The sequence below is a fragment of the Vibrio sp. NH-7 genome (genome assembly GCF_053643215.1).
In genome coordinates, this window is the sequence record NZ_CM132187.1 from 1,593,586 (window position 1) to 1,610,695 (window position 17,110).

Annotated in this window: 18 protein-coding genes; 11 read left to right on the top strand and 7 right to left on the bottom strand. The window is 46.5% G+C overall.

Annotation, left to right across the window (positions count from 1 at the left end; translation table 11 throughout):
- Positions 1 to 26: 26 nt before the first annotated feature.
- The 3 genes from ACUALS_RS07375 to ACUALS_RS07385 all read right to left on the bottom strand — a co-directional run bounded on the left by ACUALS_RS07375 (position 27) and on the right by ACUALS_RS07385 (position 2,365).
- Positions 27 to 500 carry an N-acetyltransferase family protein gene (locus ACUALS_RS07375; RefSeq protein ID WP_454448044.1) on the bottom strand — a complete coding sequence of 158 codons (474 nt, stop codon included), beginning with the start codon at positions 498 to 500 and terminating at the stop codon, positions 27 to 29.
- Positions 501 to 571: 71 nt separating this feature from the next.
- Positions 572 to 1,480 (bottom strand): N-acetylglucosamine kinase, encoded by a 909-nt coding sequence (nagK, locus tag ACUALS_RS07380; protein ID WP_005475795.1) that lies wholly within the window; start codon positions 1,478 to 1,480, stop codon positions 572 to 574.
- Between the two features lie 144 nt (positions 1,481 to 1,624).
- On the bottom strand, positions 1,625 to 2,365 hold the full coding sequence (locus ACUALS_RS07385; protein WP_454448045.1) for a tRNA-uridine aminocarboxypropyltransferase: 741 nt from the start codon (positions 2,363 to 2,365) through the stop codon (positions 1,625 to 1,627).
- Positions 2,366 to 2,446: 81 nt separating this feature from the next.
- Between ACUALS_RS07385 and ACUALS_RS07390 the strand changes: the two genes are divergently transcribed.
- Positions 2,447 to 3,235 (top strand): sterol desaturase family protein, encoded by a 789-nt coding sequence (locus ACUALS_RS07390; RefSeq protein ID WP_454448046.1) that lies wholly within the window; start codon positions 2,447 to 2,449, stop codon positions 3,233 to 3,235.
- 6 nt (positions 3,236 to 3,241) lie between these two features.
- On the opposite strand, the gene ACUALS_RS07395 is transcribed toward ACUALS_RS07390, so the two are convergent.
- The gene (locus tag ACUALS_RS07395) at positions 3,242 to 5,272 is read right to left on the bottom strand and encodes a methyl-accepting chemotaxis protein (RefSeq protein ID WP_454448047.1); all 2,031 of its coding nucleotides are present in this window, start codon (positions 5,270 to 5,272) and stop codon (positions 3,242 to 3,244) included.
- Between the two features lie 95 nt (positions 5,273 to 5,367).
- Here ACUALS_RS07395 and ACUALS_RS07400 point away from each other — a divergent pair, with 95 nt between their 5' ends.
- The gene (locus ACUALS_RS07400) at positions 5,368 to 5,877 is read left to right on the top strand and encodes an NlpC/P60 family protein (protein WP_454448048.1); all 510 of its coding nucleotides are present in this window, start codon (positions 5,368 to 5,370) and stop codon (positions 5,875 to 5,877) included.
- Positions 5,878 to 5,883: 6 nt separating this feature from the next.
- Here the strand turns inward: ACUALS_RS07400 and ACUALS_RS07405 are convergent, their stop codons facing one another.
- Complete coding sequence (locus tag ACUALS_RS07405) at positions 5,884 to 6,228, bottom strand: DUF3802 family protein (RefSeq protein ID WP_038134570.1); 345 nt, start codon at positions 6,226 to 6,228, stop codon at positions 5,884 to 5,886.
- Between the two features lie 362 nt (positions 6,229 to 6,590).
- Between ACUALS_RS07405 and ACUALS_RS07410 the strand changes: the two genes are divergently transcribed.
- On the top strand, positions 6,591 to 7,457 hold the full coding sequence (locus ACUALS_RS07410) for a fructosamine kinase family protein (protein WP_038134567.1): 867 nt from the start codon (positions 6,591 to 6,593) through the stop codon (positions 7,455 to 7,457).
- A gap of 236 nt (positions 7,458 to 7,693) precedes the next feature.
- Positions 7,694 to 7,897 (top strand): CPXCG motif-containing cysteine-rich protein, encoded by a 204-nt coding sequence (locus tag ACUALS_RS07415; protein WP_038134565.1) that lies wholly within the window; start codon positions 7,694 to 7,696, stop codon positions 7,895 to 7,897.
- 80 nt (positions 7,898 to 7,977) lie between these two features.
- Here ACUALS_RS07415 and ACUALS_RS07420 read toward each other — a convergent pair whose 3' ends face one another.
- On the bottom strand, positions 7,978 to 8,583 hold the full coding sequence (locus ACUALS_RS07420; protein WP_454448049.1) for a riboflavin synthase subunit alpha: 606 nt from the start codon (positions 8,581 to 8,583) through the stop codon (positions 7,978 to 7,980).
- A gap of 145 nt (positions 8,584 to 8,728) precedes the next feature.
- On the opposite strand from ACUALS_RS07420, the gene ACUALS_RS07425 reads away from it, so the two are divergent.
- Both ACUALS_RS07425 and ACUALS_RS07430 read left to right on the top strand, forming a co-directional pair.
- The gene (locus ACUALS_RS07425) at positions 8,729 to 10,099 is read left to right on the top strand and encodes an MATE family efflux transporter (RefSeq protein WP_454448050.1); all 1,371 of its coding nucleotides are present in this window, start codon (positions 8,729 to 8,731) and stop codon (positions 10,097 to 10,099) included.
- A 93-nt stretch (positions 10,100 to 10,192) separates the two neighbouring features.
- Positions 10,193 to 11,191: a DUF3080 family protein gene (locus ACUALS_RS07430; protein ID WP_454448051.1), complete on the top strand. Its 999-nt coding sequence runs from the start codon at positions 10,193 to 10,195 to the stop codon at positions 11,189 to 11,191.
- 3 nt (positions 11,192 to 11,194) lie between these two features.
- On the opposite strand, the gene ACUALS_RS07435 is transcribed toward ACUALS_RS07430, so the two are convergent.
- Positions 11,195 to 12,046 carry a DNA ligase gene (locus tag ACUALS_RS07435; RefSeq protein ID WP_454448052.1) on the bottom strand — a complete coding sequence of 284 codons (852 nt, stop codon included), beginning with the start codon at positions 12,044 to 12,046 and terminating at the stop codon, positions 11,195 to 11,197.
- 283 nt (positions 12,047 to 12,329) lie between these two features.
- Here ACUALS_RS07435 and ACUALS_RS07440 point away from each other — a divergent pair, with 283 nt between their 5' ends.
- From ACUALS_RS07440 to ACUALS_RS07460, 5 genes are read left to right on the top strand one after another with little or no spacing between them, the layout of a single operon-like run.
- A complete protein-coding gene (locus tag ACUALS_RS07440) occupies positions 12,330 to 12,650 on the top strand; it encodes an STAS domain-containing protein (protein ID WP_005473746.1) in 321 nt (106 codons plus the stop codon).
- Positions 12,651 to 12,674: 24 nt separating this feature from the next.
- Positions 12,675 to 13,511, top strand: coding sequence for an OmpA family protein (locus ACUALS_RS07445; RefSeq protein WP_039486061.1), 837 nt, complete (start codon positions 12,675 to 12,677; stop codon positions 13,509 to 13,511).
- Positions 13,498 to 15,597, top strand: coding sequence for an SLBB domain-containing protein (locus ACUALS_RS07450; protein WP_454448053.1), 2,100 nt, complete (start codon positions 13,498 to 13,500; stop codon positions 15,595 to 15,597). The genes ACUALS_RS07445 and ACUALS_RS07450 overlap by 14 nt, the downstream gene beginning before the upstream one ends.
- The gene (locus ACUALS_RS07455; protein ID WP_454448054.1) at positions 15,597 to 16,292 is read left to right on the top strand and encodes a chromosome partitioning protein ParA; all 696 of its coding nucleotides are present in this window, start codon (positions 15,597 to 15,599) and stop codon (positions 16,290 to 16,292) included. Before ACUALS_RS07450 ends, ACUALS_RS07455 begins: the two co-directional genes overlap by 1 nt.
- A gap of 8 nt (positions 16,293 to 16,300) precedes the next feature.
- Positions 16,301 to 17,104 carry a phosphate/phosphite/phosphonate ABC transporter substrate-binding protein gene (locus ACUALS_RS07460; RefSeq protein WP_454448055.1) on the top strand — a complete coding sequence of 268 codons (804 nt, stop codon included), beginning with the start codon at positions 16,301 to 16,303 and terminating at the stop codon, positions 17,102 to 17,104.
- Positions 17,105 to 17,110 lie beyond the last annotated feature (6 nt).

Consider the following 17,110-nt stretch of genomic DNA (forward strand, 5'->3'; position numbering starts at 1 on the left):
TTGGTCCTTCTACTGTTTCGTTGGAGTTAAAGAGGTTTGCTCATATAGATCAGTTCCCAAGACTCCCCTTCAAACTCACGGACTCCCTGTTCCCGTTTTACTTCACTAAACCCTAGCGTCTGATAGCAATTGATCGCTTTTGTGTTGCTAACAAACACGCACAAATCTAATTGGAGGTAACTTCGCCCTTTGGCTATTTCGAACAAAGCCTGCATCATTTGCTGCGCAGTTCCTTTTCCCCGATAGGGCTCAGCCACAAACACTCGACATACGCGGGCGCAAACTGTGCTTTGTTCAACGAGCTCAATGTAGCCCGCAGGCGCAGCCTGATCACTAAGCAGAAACGCACTCACTTCAGGTTTGGCGATATGAGTCAGGATCGCTTCTCGAGAGAGGGGGTATTCAAAAGCGGGGCCACCCCACAAATAGTTGAGTTTGGCAGAATCAATCCAATCAATAAGATATTGGGCGTGGGAGGGTGAAAACGGTTCTAGCGTCATTGCGGTTTCCTTACTGCAATAAAAAAGAGCTTGCCAAAGCAAGCTCTCAAATTTAGTCATTTAAATCAAGACTATTTGATGTTTAGGAACGCCGCGCCGCGTACACCGCCTGAATCGCCGTGCTTCGCTTTAACGATCTTAGGGCACTTAGCGACAGAGAGTAGATATTTAGGAATACGCTTAGGCATTTCTTCGTAAATCAGTTCGAAGTTGGATAGCCCACCACCCAAAGCAACAACATGAGGATCATTCCCTGTGAAGATATTTGCAAAACAGATAGCCAATAGCTCCATGAAGCGTTCTACGTGCTCTACGGCTTTTTCTTCGCCTTCCGCATGCGCTTTAATGATCTCAACAGCCTTCTTCTTCTCACCAAAGTAGTGCTCGTAGATCAACTCAAAGCCGCGTCCAGAAAGATAACTGTCCAGACAGCCTTTTTTGCCACAACCACAACCAAGCAGCGGTGCGTTGTCGCCCAAATGGAACCATGCATCAATAGGTAAGCGCATATGACCCAGTTCGCCGGCTACGTTATTGCGACCTGAGAACACCTTACCTTCATAGATCAAACCACCACCAAAACCAGTGCCTAAGATAAGACCCATAACGGATGGTGCGTCTTGAAGCTCTTCATCCCAAGCTTCGGATAACGCAAAACAGTTTGCGTCGTTTTCAATTTTAACGGTGCGACCGATTTTCGCTTCAAGATCAGCGCGCAGTGGCTTGCCTTTCGCTGCTGGCACGTTGACGGTAAGTACAGTTGCGTCGTCCGCATCTTCCATACCCGGTAAACCCAAGCCAATTTTACCTTCGCAGCCAAATTCTTGGTCATACTTTTCAACCAAACCTGCAATGGTGTCGATCAGTAGTGCATAATCATCCGTCGGCGTTGGTACACGCTCTGTCGCTACACGCTCTAGTTTGTCATTAAATGCACCAAATTCAATTTTAGTGCCACCAACGTCAAAGCCGTAATACATTGGCTCTCTCCCATAAATACCAAAATATAAAATCAAAAACTGATTTATTATCCATATAGCTAAGCCTACAATCCGTGACCTATGACCGATTTAATTGCCAGCTCGTATTAAATGCGCAGACTATCGCCAACTAGGCCTCAACTTTTAGACAGGTTTCTCGTTTTCCCGCTCCTGCATGTAATGTTTCAACGCAAGACGGCGTTCATCGGTCTTCATTCGAGTCTTACTTAACAGGTAGCTTTCTCTAAAGGCATCAAACCACTCTGCTAGAACTTTAGATGCATGCACTTCGCCTAGCTGCTTGAGAACGATGGTTGCAACTTCTGCTGTAGCCAAATGTTGTTCGTTGTCTGAGCGACGCATCAAATACTGCGACAATGACTCTGGCTGAATCGACAAAACGGGCAATGAGTTGAGATAAGGCGATTTACGGAAAATACGCCGCGCTTCACGCCAACTGCCATCTAGAAAGATCAATAGCGGTTTTTTCTCACCACAGTACTCTCGGGGGTTAATCTCAATTAACCGAGAGCGCTCCTCAACATACTCGTCTGGGAAAATGATGAATGGCTGATACGCTTCGTTTGCCAGCAGCGCCAACATCTCTGCATCTGGTTCTGTTCGACTCCATTGATACGCATGGCCCTCTTCCACCGTATCTAAGATCAGTCGCCCTGTATTGCTTGGTTTAAAAACTTCGTTTTCAGACAGCAACAGCATCACTGCCACATCGGACTTTATCTTGGGTTGATGTTCGCAAATACAATATTGCTCTGACACCTGACAATATTGGCAGCGCTTAACCTTGCAGCCACGAGCATTGAACGGCTTGGTCGATTGCGCCAATCTGCGTTGATATAGATGGTGAAAAGCGTGGACTCTCATAGGTTTTTGGTAATAATGGCAAAGGGTGCAAAGTGTACCCCTCAGGCTTCAAGTTGCAAGATAAAGTATGGAACTCATCCTATGCAAAACCCGGAAATGATTCGTTTGACTGTTTTTCTCTCCGTACTAGTGGCCTGCGCCTTATGGGAGTGGTTGACGCCAAGAAAGGTACTAACTCAGAACAAACTCTACCGTTGGGCGAACAATCTTGGGCTAATCGCATTTAACTCGATTTGTCTCAGCTTATTTATGCCTATTTTGGCCTTTGAAGCCGCAACGCGAGCAGCGCAGTACCACTACGGTTTGTTTAATACTCTGGAATTGCCTTGGGTCGTCGAACTTTTAGTGAGTGTAATCCTGCTCGATCTGGTGATATACCTTCAGCACTTGGTGTTTCACCGCGTTCCTTGGCTATGGCGCTTACACAGAATGCACCACGCCGATCAAGATATTGATGTCACCACTGGCACTCGGTTCCACCCTATCGAAATTTTGATGTCGATGTGGATTAAAGTCGCGTTTATCTTCATTCTGGGCGTTTCGCCAATCGCGATTGTGGTGTTTGAAATCGTGCTTAATGCCAGTGCGATGTTTAATCACAGTAATGCAAAGTTACCCCTCAATGTCGACCGATGGTTGCGCCGTGTGATTGTGACGCCAGATATGCATCGAGTGCACCATTCAGTCATTGTCAAAGAGACGCACTCTAATTTCGGCTTTTTCTTGTCTGTTTGGGATCAATGGTTTGGCACCTATCGCGCCCAGCCTGAACTCGGTCATGACAAGGTTAAAATTGGTATTCCGCAATTTCAACGCCGTGAAGAGCAGCGGCTGGACAAGATGCTCACCCAGCCTTTTCGCCATCATTAATCTAGCCTAATTGAGTCGGTATTTGTGCAACTGCGTTTGCTGCTGACCAGCAATGTTGGAGACTTGCTGAGCGCTCTCAACCATGGATTCCAATTGAAGTTTGGTCTTCACGCCTTGGTCCGAAACAAGGGCCACCGCTTCGCTAACTTCAGCGGTCGCTCTTTTTTGCTCTTCGGTGGCGATGGTCACTTTCTCTACTCTAGAACGAATTTGGTTCACCGCGGTCTCAATATCTTCAAAGGCGACTTTAACTAAGTCACTCGACTCTAGGGCGTGCGACATCTCTTGGCGAGAATGATTCACTGCCGTTCGTGAGTGTTCTGCCGCTGCGACCAATTCATTCATTCGCTCACGAATGTTCGACGTTTGCTGCGAGGTATCGCTAGCGAGCTTTCTGACTTCGTCGGCAACCACAGCAAACCCTCGCCCTTGCTCACCTGCTCTTGCTGCTTCAATCGCCGCATTCAACGCCAACAAGTTGGTATTTTCTGCTATCCCTGAAATCATATCGACCATCTCTCGAATCTGCTTAACGCGGCTATCAAGCTCCTCCATAGAGGCATCATTTAGGTTCAATGATGCTTCAAGCGATTTAAGTCGTTGCTGATTCTGTTCAATGGCCTGAACACCGTGGCTAGAATGCTGAGCCGCAACCTTTGACTCCGAATAAGACTCATTGGTTACTGTTGTGATTTCAGATATCGACTGTTCAAGCTCTAAGAGTGTTTCTACCATACTAGCCAAAGATTGGTTCTGGATGGTTAAGCTTTGATTGGATGACTCTGCGGCGTCGTGACTGATTTCGGCCGTTTGGTATAAGGTTTCACAATTTCTTGTCACGCTAGAGATGGATGATCTGGTTGACTCCACAACGTCGTTAAGCTGAAGCGCGATTTCTTGCATTTCAAAGGGACCGACCCGTTTTGCTTGTTGGGTAAGATCATGTTGAGTTAGGCGCGATAGGCTTATAAGAATATTGCGTAATCCAAGGTTAACCCAGCCTCTTAGCACCAGCCAAGAAACAACGATTAACACTACCAGCCCGACGCCGCTCATCAACACGATGAACGCGATGTAATCAATTGTAGTAGAAACGTCTTGCTGGCTTTTGTGGACTAGCTGCTCCGCTTGATTGGATATCGCGTTGAGCAACAAAATTGTTTCGTTCGCCGATGTCACAACGTCACTATTGAGCGCTCTTTGTGTCTGCATCAGCTCGAGTTTTGCTAAGATTTGCTGCAGTACACCATCATCTTTGAAGCCCGAATTCACCATCTCATAAGGGGCGGTTAAACTCGCGAACTCTTCCGCTTCTGGATGCCACTGCGCAAAGTCGTCGAACGCCAACTGGATGCCTGCGATGCGATTACGCATTTCTTTATATTCTGGCAATGCCTTAGCTAAATCCGTTTGCATCATCAATACCAAAAACGTGCTTTCCATAGAGCTGGCACTGGCGATAAAGCGGTTCGCTGCATCGGCTGATTCTGGGTTGTCTCCCGTTAAAAAAGAGCTAATGCGATTCATCTCTGGACCAATTGAGCTAAGTCCGTAACGAAACCCTGATACCTGTGAATCGATCTTCTCTTGCATCTGCAGCAGCCTACGCTGGGTATCTAGAATGCTATTCGTGTTGCTCCGCAGCAAATCAAGGTTTACTTCAAGCTGCTCAAGTTGTTCCGTTTCTATTGACTGAGAAAAGTCTCTTGAGGTGGCGACAACATCTTGGACATACCCCTGGCTTTCCTGCCCCAAATTAGTGATGGTTGACTCAATGTCACTAAGATCACCAAGCGTCTCGACTTGCCGACTGTAGCTCAGTTGTTTGACTTGCTCTAGGATAGACTGCGTAAGCTTGGCGTTCGTCATAGAGAGCGGTAATGCGTTATCCGAAAGAACAGTAAACTGGTCGCTGACTCGGTTTATCCCCTTGACGGTAGTGACAGAGAGGGTCACGACGAGTAGAGTGATGGTAATAAAAATTGCGCTAAGTGACTGAATAAGTGACAAGGATCGCTTGCCAGATGTCTGAGCCATGTAAGCCTAACCTAAAGTAATACGTAAGTTTATATGGCGAAATACTATTTAGCGCTCATTACAGAAAGATTTCACTAATAAGTCATTAATGTTGCATGAAAAAAGTTTCGAGTTGCTTAACACTGATAGCCCTTACTTCTCTCTTTGGATGCACGTCATCACCAGAGCATGGAAGTATTGACGAACTGGTAGCAAACCAAAGTAGTAGCCCTTTCCATAGGGAGATGAAGGAAGCGTTTTTGGACGTGTATCAGGTTTGGCAAGGAGCTCCCTACCGACTGGGCGGCAGCTCATTAAATGGTGTTGACTGCTCTGCTTTTGTGCAAGTTGCGTTTCATGATGCGCTCAATCTATCGCTACCAAGAACAACAAAGCAACAAGTAAAGATCGGCGCTAAGCTCGCATACAACCAAGCACAAATCGGAGATTTAGCGTTTTTTAAAACGTCGCCCAACGTCAGGCATGTGGGTATTTATGTGGGAAATAAGCAGTTTATGCACGCCTCGACATCAAAAGGGGTGATTATTTCGAGGCTAGATAACCCATATTGGGCTTCAAAATTTTGGCATTTCAGACGAGTGATTTCCTCGCCTGAAATGAATTGACTTGGTTTAATCGTATTTCGCGACAGCAGAATCAAACAAGTTCTTTACGAGGGCGATGTATTCGTCTAAAAACTCGATCTGACCATTAGTCGCGGGCTTGGCCCAGACACCAGCCAATACTTCACCCAAATCTTCGACAACAGAGTCAGCTTCTTTCAACAGTTGGAAACGAACACTTGAGTGCAGCTCAGGGTTTTGTTCAAAAATAGCCATGATGTTACTAGCAACCATGTCGGTTACCACATCTTCTACGCTTTCTGAACCCGTATCCCCATCATCAGATGCAAACACGTCTAAATTAAACGCTAAGTGCTCGATCAAAGCCAAGTAACCATCGGTTTCAACAACCACAGCACATCTCCATTTATCACTATGACGACACAATACCTTTTAATACTATGCCATATCAATAAGTTTACACAACTCATGGGGATTCGGTTGCCGATAATTTCCCCAACAATCGTTAATATTGTGTATTTAAACCCAATATCTGCACTAATTCTTTGCTTTTGAACACGATAAGACTAAATAGACCAATTTTGCTTAGTTCGAAATACTGTTCTAATCCATAGCAGATAGAAGCGATTCAGGTCACAGTTTGCCTAATCAAGCATGAAAATTTGCTAAATGATTGAATTTTTTGCACTCCTGTCCAGTTTACTTCGGAACCATCTTCTACAATGAGTATGTTGCGTATTCAATGGAGAACAAGTATGTGGCAAGCCATCGCTCAGCAGCTGTCTGAAACTCTGATGTTTTCATTTAATATTGAAGAAAAGGTCCGTGTCTCGGGAGGTGATATTAACGAGTGCTACATGGTCTCGGACGGAGAGCAACGTTATTTCGTCAAAGTAAATACACGTCAATTCTTATCCAAGTTTGAAATCGAAGCGGAGAATATCCGCATCATGCGTGAGAGCAACACCGTTTTTGTGCCGGAAGTCATTCTAACGGGCAAATCAAAGCAAAACGCTTTTATCGTTCTCAACTACCTCCCGACTAAGCAGTTAGATGATGACAAGAACAGCTTTTTGTTCGGTCAGCAACTTGCACGTCTCCACAAATGGGGAGAGCAAAAAGAGTACGGATTTGATCACGATAATTACATTGGCGCAACGCTACAACCCAATAAATGGGACCGCAAATGGGCGCGTTTTTTTGCTGAGCAACGTATCGGTTGGCAACTGCAGTTGGTCAGAGAAAAGGGCGTGAATCTAGTCGATATCAACGAGTTTATTGAAGTCGTACACGATCAATTAGCCACTCATCAACCCACCCCGTCACTCCTACATGGTGACTTGTGGCATGGTAACGTCGCCAATTCCGTTTTTGGCCCGATTTGCTACGACCCAGCCTGCTACTGGGGCGACAGAGAGTGCGATATTGCAATGACCGAGTTGTTCGAGGGGTTCCAGCCAGAATTCTATCAAGGCTACGAGAGTATCTTACCTCTTGATTTTAAATACTCTGAACGAAAAGATATTTACAGCTTGTATCACCTATTGAATCACTACAATCAATTTGGCGGACACTATTTAGAACAATCACAGAAGTTGATTAATCGGATATTATCTTACTAGTAATTTTAGCAAAACCTATATTTAACAATTGGTTACAAGTGTTGATGGTAAGTTTTGTCAAACAGAAAAGAGGCAATAATAGACGCTGGTTATACCCAGTTTTGAAATTTATTAGCCAAATCAAAGTTTGTACTTAATTCACATCTAATACTAACTTCTCGACTTAAGATTGAAGTGTCACATGGACGTTTCACCTTGAAAGCCATTTATCTCATCGAGAAGTAAGGAAGAGAGTTATGCGAAATTACACCGAGAAAGTCGTTTCTTGTCCCCATTGCGGACATTCCATTTCAATCACATTGGATGCGTCTAACGGCAGTCAAAACTTTTACGATGACTGCCCAGCATGTTGCCATGCTATCCATCTCAATATGATGGTCAATGAGCAAATGGACTCCATTGAGTTGTTTGTTGATGCTGACGATGAGCAAATTTTTTAACGTTCTACCTTCATCAACACGGATGTTGATGGGTGATAATTCCGGCTAGTAACGCCGGAATCTAACGCTCTTTATCCCAGCTATTTACTCGCTAACACCCGTTCAACCGTATCAACGATAGCTTGTGTTTGTGGGTCAAATTCAACGTTGATTTTTTCTCCCACTTTACGCTGTCCAAACCGTGTGCGTTGCAGCGTCTCAGGAATTAAGTGGACAGAAAAGCGGTTATGTTCGACTTCCCCAATAGTGAGAGAGCAACCATCCAAACCAATGTACCCTTTCGCCAAAACGTATTTCATTGACGCTTGAGGTAATTCAAACCAAATTGTTCGGTTGTTGGGAGTATCGATGATATCGACGATTTCCCCTACCAGCGTGATGTGACCAGACATACTGTGGCCACCAATCTCATCACCAAACTTAGCGGCTCGTTCAATGTTTACGCAGTCTCCCACTTGAAGCTCACCTAAGTTTGTCAGCTTCAACGTCGCTTGCATTAAATCGAACGAAACAATCTCGCCTTCGATTTCGGTAACGGTAAGGCAGCAACCATTGTGCGCAACTGAAGCACCAATGGACAAGCCCTGATTCATTTCCCCAGTCAATCGAAGTTTGTGGGTTTGGAACGCTTCTTTCTTTTCTATGGCAACCACTTCCGCCATGCCTTGCACAATTCCCATAAACATATACAGATCCTTCAGTTTTTGATGGTGCTTAGTGTGACATTTCTTTATCATTCGGCACAATAGCGCAAAGCTAAATTTCCTTTTCTCTTTTCAATCGCATTCACTCCGCATTGTGTTGAAAAGATTGCTTCCTTTGGAGTTCTACGTGCATCGTTATAAAACAGAAGCCAACACCCTAGTTAAGTTGGCGACCCCCGTATTAATTGCTTCCGTGGCACAAACTGGTATGGGTTTTGTTGACACCGTGATGGCGGGTGGCGTAAGTGCTACAGACATGGCGGCGGTATCCATTGCAGCCAGCATTTGGCTGCCATCGATACTATTTGGGGTCGGATTGCTCATGGCGTTAGTGCCCGTTGTCGCTCAGCTCAATGGTTCTGGCCGACAAGTAAAAATTCCCTATGAGATCCAACAGGGTCTGGCCATGGCGCTAATCATCTCAGTGCCGATCATCGCCGTTTTATTTCAAACCAAAACGATTTTAGGCTTAATGGATGTCGAAACGCTGATGGCAGAAAAAACCAATGGCTATATGTCTGCGGTGATGTTTGCTGTTCCGGCATTCTTGCTTTTCCAAGCACTGCGCAGTTTTACTGATGGTATGTCTCTGACTCAACCTGCGATGGTGATTGGCTTTATTGGTCTGATGCTTAATATTCCATTGAACTGGATTTTTGTTTACGGAAAATTTGGCGCTCCAGCACTTGGCGGTGTGGGCTGTGGTGTGGCGACAGCGATTGTTTACTGGATCATGTTTGCAATGCTGCTGTTTTATGTACTGACATCAAACCGAGTCGCACACGTGAGCGTGTTTGGTCAGTTTCATCGCCCAGAGCTCAACCCCCTGATTCGCTTGCTCAAACTTGGCTTCCCTGTTGCCGCTGCGATGTTTTTTGAAGTGACACTCTTTGCGGTTGTTGCTCTTCTCGTCGCGCCCCTCGGGCCTTTAGTTGTCGCCGCGCACCAAGTTGCTATTAACTTCTCATCACTGGTATTTATGTTGCCAATGAGTATTGGCGCTGCAACCAGTATCCGCGTAGGTCATAGACTGGGTGAGAACAATGTCGACGGCGCAAAAGTCGCCTCTCGTGTGGGTCTGATTGTGGCAGTTGCACTGTCGCTCATTACCGCTGCATTGACGGTTCTATTTCGTGAACAAGTTGCGTTGCTATACACAGACAACCGAGCCGTTATCGAAATCGCGCTACAACTTTTATTGTTGGCGGCGGTTTATCAAGTCACCGATGCCATACAAGTCGTTGCCGCCGGCGCATTGCGTGGCTACAAAGATATGGCGGCGATTTTCAATCGTACCTTTATCGCCTATTGGATTCTGGGATTACCTGCGGGTTATATCTTGGGCATGACAGACTGGATTGTTGAGCCAATGGGCGCGCATGGTTTCTGGTATGGTTTTATTATTGGTCTGTCTTCTGCGGCAATTATGCTCGGAGTCCGACTCCACTGGATGCATAAACAGCCTGAGGCGATTCAATTAGAGTTGTCCGCTAAATAAACCCTAATTTGCTTTTAAAGGTCAGTTTAAACTGGCCTTTTTTTTATCTGTACGCGTATGATTTCGATAAGGTAAATTGTATCGAGGTTTTTTATGCGTTGGGTTGTGACTGTTTTAGGCACCGTCTTTATTTCTGGATGTTGGTGGAATCAACACCCTGTTGACGCGAGTTTCTCAACCTATACCAGTCGTATCTCAAACGTGCAGCAATCGCCTGACATCACACTGCCTGACAATGCTCTCGTTGCCTTACCTGAGAAGCGACAATTGATGCTCGAGGCCCCAGACATTCCATTCGGATTTTTAGACAGCTATGAGTTGAGGAAATGCGATCTCTTCAACTTGATCGCGGAGAAAAACTCCATATTGGGGAAAGTACAAGACGCTTTTCGTAATCTCGACTACCAAACTCAGCTCGTCGCTGGCCTCTCGCGCTGTCTGGCTTCGTCTGAGATTTCTGAAGAAATGAAAGCAGAGCTAAAAGTGGTTCTTGATGCAAAACAGCGTCAACTGCCAGCTCATTTCAATAATCTTGTTTTTGTCAGCCAAGAAATGCGCGTGCAACTAAATGGCAGCAACTGGGTAGCGACAGACATGTCGTCTCTTTCTGCTGAGTTAAAACAAGGACTACAAGCGGTATCAAAAACACACCAAGCGATCTCTCGTTCCCAAGTTGAAAGCAGCGACACTGTACTAACTGACTATCAAGAAGTGATAGAAAAACAACCGCTGGTCGGCTCTTTGAGTTATTCGATGCAAAATGCCTCGTCCAAGCTAGCGGCGATTACGCAACAACTCGAACAGTATGACGCTGCCATAGTGTGTGGCGTCGGAAGAAATGACACAAAGTTCAAAACACTGCGAAATGTCTTTCAGCTTTACTACGTTGAACAGTTGCAGCCCTACTTCGCCAAACTCGACCGTCTATACCTCCAAGTTTCACCGCAACTCGATTTTGTTCGCAATGCCAACGCTGATTACATCTACCCCATTGATACACTGCATACAGAGTTTAGACAGGCCATCGCCGATCACGTCAATTACTGGAAAACGCTGTTTAAACGCTGCGGCGCATCACCAACGCGCAACTAGAGGTTATTCGACACGCTCTCGCACAAACCGAGCAAACTTGGGGACACCATTTTGCGTATAGCCGTTGTAGCGAAAGGTAATCACCGACCCCAACTCAGGGGGATCTTTTCGTTGAATGTCACTAAACCCGCTGCCAATGTAGAATTTGATCCCCGAGTCCAGTTGAACGAGCAAAGCGCCCATCAGCCCATGGTACTTGCCTCGGCCAACTTTGTATCCAACCACTCGAGCTTCTGCATCTTGGTGCTTCTTTAACTTCAAAAGATCGTTGCTTCGGCCAGCTTGATAGCGACTGGTGATTTTCCGCAGCATCACCCCCTCTCCCTTTGCACTATCTATGCTATCTAAATAGCCGAACAACTCGGTTTCACTTTTGATCGGAGTGTGCTCAATATACTTAATGTGGTCTCGCTTGCTGGCTCGGGTAAAGTAGAGCACGTTGTAGTATCGCTTCTGGTAATCTCCGGCGGCCTCCGGCATATCAAACAACATGTAATCGATTTTACGCCACGCTGCGTCCGTTGGTTTGGTGTCTAACACGGTTTGTTGAACCAGATGAAAGTTACCTCTTCCTGCCCAGAGTTCTCCCTCAAGAGGATATGGAGGAAGCGGTTCTACAAACCAGTCGGGCGCATGTATTGGGTTCCCGTTGCGTGTAACGAGGCGCTTACCCGTCCAAATCGCTCTTATGCCATCAAGCTTCTCGCTTTTCCAATATTCTGACACCTCGATTTTTTGATCGTAACTGTGTGCTAACGGCACCGCGACAAGAAAGTCATCGACATTCGCAGCATTCGCTGACATAGACAAGGCGATAAGGACTGAAGCAGCAAGGCTCGTGAGTTGATAGTTCATGAGTAACGCTCGTTGATTGTGACCGGGCCATTTTGCGTTGCCTGTTTACTACGCTTCAATCTGTCCCTTTCATCATTACGAGCTAGATCTAGTTAGTTAAATAAAACGTTCTCTATCAATTACACATTTTCCTATTCACAAAAACTGGCTATCAAATTGAGAAAAACGCCGTTCTCAATTTGAGAAGCCACAAGTAAATAATATTAAGCCATTGAATATTAAAGCTTTAATTTTTGGCACGTATTCTGCTCTTTAGATATCAACCCAACAAGGAGATAGCATCATGGAACTACGTAAAATTGAAGCAAGCGACACTGTTCTTACTCTTGTCATCAACGGTAATTTAGATGCTGCCGGTAGTCGCAGTGCCCAGCCCCATATCGATGAAATCATTGCAGACAAAAGTGATCGCGAGATCGAAATCGACTTTAGCCAAGTGCAATTTCTGGACTCTTCGGGAGTCGGTGCCATTGTTTACTTATACAAACGATTGATCGAACGTCAGCGTGGTATGCGTTTAGAGAACGTTTCCGGTCAACCACTTGAAATTATGAACTTACTGAGAATCGATCAAGCGATTCCGGTGAACTCAAGCAAACACTAAAATAATAAAACAAAGGAAGTTGGCATGGTTTCTTACATCAAATACATAGCCCTAGCTGTATCTATTGCGAGCGTTGTCGGGTGTACCAGTTACCCGCAACAAAGCCAGGGCGGTCTCGCAGAAAATTACATTCAATCGAAGTTCACTCCTGTGATGCCAGACGAGCCGCTAGGCCCTGAACACGGTCTACGCTTTGACTGGCAACTCACTAAACTTCATCTTGACTCTCTAATCCGAGAAGGTGCTCGCTGGTGCTTCCCTGCTGCGGTCGTGCAAGCAATCGAAAAGCAAAACCGCATCGCTCGCGAGCTTGAGGGCGGGCTTCTTCTGGATGCTGCCAACGATATTGTGATTCAAAGAAAGCGCCTCAACGAGCTCGAACTGCAGCTTGATTACGTCACATCACAAACCAAGTGTGTCCCTCCGATGGACGAAGGTGCGTTCCATCAACGTTTAGCGGTGATTGATGAGCTGTTTAATCTGCTCAACGTGGACAATCAGTTCGCCTTTAACTCCTCTGAAGTGAACCCGAAATACATGGGGCATTTGGCTAAAGCGGCGAATATGCTCGCAGACCACCCAAGCTTGAATTTAAAAGTGACCGGCCATGCTGACTCTGTAGGCGACGTGGCGTACAACGAAAAGCTGGCGTTGGAGAGAGCTCAACAAGTTAAGCGCTACCTCTCTATATTTGGCCTAGCGCCAACCCGAATCGCGACTCACTCTGTTGGAGATACGCTGCCGTTGCACGAAGGCAATTCAGAGGGCGTTAAACTGACCAACCGCAGAGTAAGCATCGAAGTTATTGATACCCAAGAAAAAGACCTGCCGCTTCAAGGAGGTTACCATGCCATGGACTAAGCTTATTCTCATCGCGCTGTTAGTGGTCATCGGGTTACCGAACTCGCATGCAGAAGAAACAGTGCGCGTTCAAGTGGGTGACCTCATCCAAGTTGATTTACCAGGAGAAGCGTCGCTCAACAAAGGATTTCAAGTCGACAAACGCGGGCGCATTACCTTACCTGAAGTGGGCACCTTGTTTGTCGCAGGATATACCGAAGCACAACTCGAGCAAACCGTGTTAGATGCGTTGGAAAAAGTCTATCGTGACCTTTCTTCAGCTTCTGTTTTCGTTGCTGAACAGCAAATTCTCATTTCTGTGCAAGGCTATGTGAATTCTCCGGGTGAATATACCTTAACGAAAAGCGCCGATGTACAAATGGCGTTGCATGCCGCAGGCGGGATCCGCCCGGGCGCGCAGTTAAACAATCTGCTAATCAAGCGAGGCAAAGAAAAGATCACCTTCAATTACAAATCTTTTCTTGATTCGGGTGATGAAACCATCCTTCCTCAACTTAAGTCGCTTGATACCATTTTCGTCCCGACCTCTCCTTTGGTAGGCAACATCGAGCAAGAATTTGACTCGAGTAAACTGGCCGATGCAGGCGATAGCGCAGATGGACGCACAGCGATTAAAGTATTTGGCGAAGTGAATGCGCCAGGCTCGTACAGTTATAAAGCCAATACTGACTTGGTCGATATTCTTATGCGCGCCGGAGGTGTGACCCGCTACGCTTCTGTCGAGCAAATTCGCGTCATCACCAACAATGCGCCACAGCTATTCAACCTTAAAACCTACCTGGACAGCGGTGACGTGTCATTACTTCCGACTTTGAAACCCGGTGCGACCATCTTTGTGCCGAAACAAGAAGACGAAATCAAAGCTGGGGCAAATGTCATTTACATCATGGGTGAAGTTGCCCGCCCTGGCGCTTATGAAGGCAAACGCAATGCATCATTCATGGATATTTTGGCCAATGCTGGCGGCCCTACTCGATTTGCAGAGTCTCGCCAGATCCGTTTGATCAAGGCTAACGGCCAAGTTGTGAAGTTTGATTTGACGGCCTTTACCGAAGGGCTCTCACGTCGTAGTCCGCCGAAAATTGAAGCGGGTGATGCGATTTTTGTTCCTGAGAAAACGGACATGAACGAGAAGTCATGGCTAAAAATCGCACCAGACCGCGCCGTTAGTGTGATGGGTGAAGTGGTTCGTCCGGGACGCATTGAATGGTCTGATGAAATGAACCTGATTGACCTGCTCTCTCACGTTGGCGGTCCAACGCTGCGAGCTGATACATCAAAAATCGAGGTCGTAACACAAGCCGGACGCATGGAAGTGTTCAACTTAGATGAGTTTATCCTCAACGGGGCTCGCCCTGCCGAACTTCCTCAAATCTCAGCGGGCTCTATTGTGCGTATTCACGACCTTCCGCAAGACCCGTCGGACAACAAATCCCAGTGGGTGCGCCAAAGCTCAGATGCGTCAATCTACGTGTTTGGTCAAGTTAACGCACCAGGCCGCTACCGCTTCACTAAAGACATGCACTTTTTGGATATTTTGTCTGCGGCTGATGGCCCAACCAAAGACGCTGACATCCATAACATTCGCATCACTCATCGCGATAAGAGTTACTCGAAAGTGAGCCGATTGAATCTATCGCTCTATTTTGAAACTGGCGACGAAAGCCTACTACCCAACGTAACGATGGGCGACACCATCTACATTCCTGAAAAAGACAAGATCTGGCTCGACCGCTCGAAAGAGTCCACCGTAAGAGTGCTTGGCGCCGTCAACAAACCGGGTCGTTACGTCTTCGATGACAATATGACCATCTTAGACTTGTTAGCAGAGGCAGGAGGCCCTGCTGAGCGCGCATACCTAGAGAAGATATCGATCGTCAATATGTCTTGCTGCCAAGGTCAAGCTCGTACCTTTGATCTTATCGAGTTCAGCAAAACAGCCAATATCTACCAACTGCCGGTACTTCGCGCTGGTGACACCATTTATGTCCCTGACCGTGGCGAAAGTTTCTTGGAAAAAGCACGTGTTGGGCTTGAGGATATCCTAAGACTGACGACCACGATTGTACTGATAGGAGCATTGTAATGATTCCTGCAACGCACAGCGAAATTGAACAAATCTACTTGGCGGCTGAAATGAGCCAAAGCCGTTCTCTTTGTATTACGGCTTGCCAATCAGGTGACGGTGTCACGTCTGTCGCAACAGCACTGGCAGAGCGTTACTTACTCGCGGGGTTAAAAACCTTGATAGTGGATTTGAACACCTTTCATCCGGCGTTTGAATCTGCTGGGTTGGTTTCAAACATACTCCAACCTCAATGTGGCGTACTACTTGAGCATAAAGAGTCTCACCAACTCTTTACAGGGCTTCCGGTTCCTAGCCAGCAAGCGGAGTTATTAAGCTATCGAGACCCTGCTCAACTCTCTGTCAATGTTGAAAGTTGGCTCAATGATTTTGATCGGGTCATCTGCGATACCTCACCGCTATTGCAGATCAATCGCAGTAATATCCCAGCGCAAGTCGTGGCAAATGCCTGCGATCATACCATCTTGGTGGTCATGGGAGGGAAAACCACCTCGGGGCAACTCTCCAAAGCAACGGAGCTGCTTTCTCACTCATCGATTCAATTGCTTGGTTCCGTCCTTAATCTCCAACATCAAGCGACGTTAGGTCAAGAAATGGTCAGAGAACTTAACCGCCTGACATTTTTGCCCAAGCGCTGGAGAGAAAAGTTATGCAATCGAATTTTGGCCAACGATTTACTCGCACACTCGGCTTAGGAGCGACGATGAAACGGATAATTCTAGTCATAATGGCATGCTCAGTAAGCGTGCATAGCTACGCCAAAGTGTACATTTTTGGCATTGTGCCACAACAATCGGCCAGTCGATTGGCGCAGCAATGGGGGCCAATTTTAGACCACATCAGCGCACAAACAGGCGACAAAATCGTCTTTAGTACCGCCTCCGATATTCCAACCTTCGAGCATCGACTAGAGCAAGGCGACTACGACTTTGCCTACATGAATCCTTATCATTACAGTGTCTACAGTGAGCAAACCGGGTATCTTGCCGTCGCTAAAGCCAAAGACAAACTCATTAAAGGGATCATCGTTGTAAGAAAAGACAGCGGGATCACGTCAATCGAACAACTGGCCAACACAACTCTTGCGTTTCCTTCTCCTGCAGCGTTTGCGGCTTCCATCCTCACCCGTGGCGCTCTTGTTCAATCTGATATTCCGTTTGAGCCCGAGTACGTCTCTTCGCATGATTCTGTTTATCTGTCGGTCGCTAAAGGGTTCTACCCAGCCGGCGGCGGTATTTTCCGCACATTCAACTCCTTGCCTGCAGAGACACGCGATCAACTGACACCCATTTATGTCACCGAGGGTTACACGCCTCATGCTATCGCTGTACACCCTAGAGTCGCAGAGAAAACACGCCAAGAAGTGAGCCAAGCACTCTACAAGCTCGAGAATGACCCAGTAACCCTTGAACAACTCTCTACGCTCAATATTAAGGGCTTCGTCCCAGCTCAAGACCAAGACTGGGATGACGTTCGACGCTTAAACATCAATCTGTTATCTCAATAGGTGGTC

Bases quoted from the DNA above. Each gene is read 5' to 3' on its own strand.
- ACUALS_RS07375 (WP_454448044.1), bottom strand. From the start codon at position 500: ATGACGCTAGAACCGTTTTCACCCTCCCACGCCCAATATCTTATTGAT.
- nagK (WP_005475795.1), bottom strand. From the start codon at position 1,480: ATGTATTACGGCTTTGACGTTGGTGGCACTAAAATTGAATTTGGTGCA.
- ACUALS_RS07385 (WP_454448045.1), bottom strand. From the start codon at position 2,365: ATGAGAGTCCACGCTTTTCACCATCTATATCAACGCAGATTGGCGCAA.
- ACUALS_RS07390 (WP_454448046.1), top strand. From the start codon at position 2,447: ATGCAAAACCCGGAAATGATTCGTTTGACTGTTTTTCTCTCCGTACTA.
- ACUALS_RS07395 (WP_454448047.1), bottom strand. From the start codon at position 5,272: ATGGCTCAGACATCTGGCAAGCGATCCTTGTCACTTATTCAGTCACTT.
- ACUALS_RS07400 (WP_454448048.1), top strand. From the start codon at position 5,368: ATGAAAAAAGTTTCGAGTTGCTTAACACTGATAGCCCTTACTTCTCTC.
- ACUALS_RS07410 (WP_038134567.1), top strand. From the start codon at position 6,591: ATGTGGCAAGCCATCGCTCAGCAGCTGTCTGAAACTCTGATGTTTTCA.
- ACUALS_RS07415 (WP_038134565.1), top strand. From the start codon at position 7,694: ATGCGAAATTACACCGAGAAAGTCGTTTCTTGTCCCCATTGCGGACAT.
- ACUALS_RS07420 (WP_454448049.1), bottom strand. From the start codon at position 8,583: ATGTTTATGGGAATTGTGCAAGGCATGGCGGAAGTGGTTGCCATAGAA.
- ACUALS_RS07430 (WP_454448051.1), top strand. From the start codon at position 10,193: ATGCGTTGGGTTGTGACTGTTTTAGGCACCGTCTTTATTTCTGGATGT.
- ACUALS_RS07435 (WP_454448052.1), bottom strand. From the start codon at position 12,046: ATGAACTATCAACTCACGAGCCTTGCTGCTTCAGTCCTTATCGCCTTG.
- ACUALS_RS07440 (WP_005473746.1), top strand. From the start codon at position 12,330: ATGGAACTACGTAAAATTGAAGCAAGCGACACTGTTCTTACTCTTGTC.
- ACUALS_RS07445 (WP_039486061.1), top strand. From the start codon at position 12,675: ATGGTTTCTTACATCAAATACATAGCCCTAGCTGTATCTATTGCGAGC.
- ACUALS_RS07450 (WP_454448053.1), top strand. From the start codon at position 13,498: ATGCCATGGACTAAGCTTATTCTCATCGCGCTGTTAGTGGTCATCGGG.
- ACUALS_RS07455 (WP_454448054.1), top strand. From the start codon at position 15,597: ATGATTCCTGCAACGCACAGCGAAATTGAACAAATCTACTTGGCGGCT.
- ACUALS_RS07460 (WP_454448055.1), top strand. From the start codon at position 16,301: ATGAAACGGATAATTCTAGTCATAATGGCATGCTCAGTAAGCGTGCAT.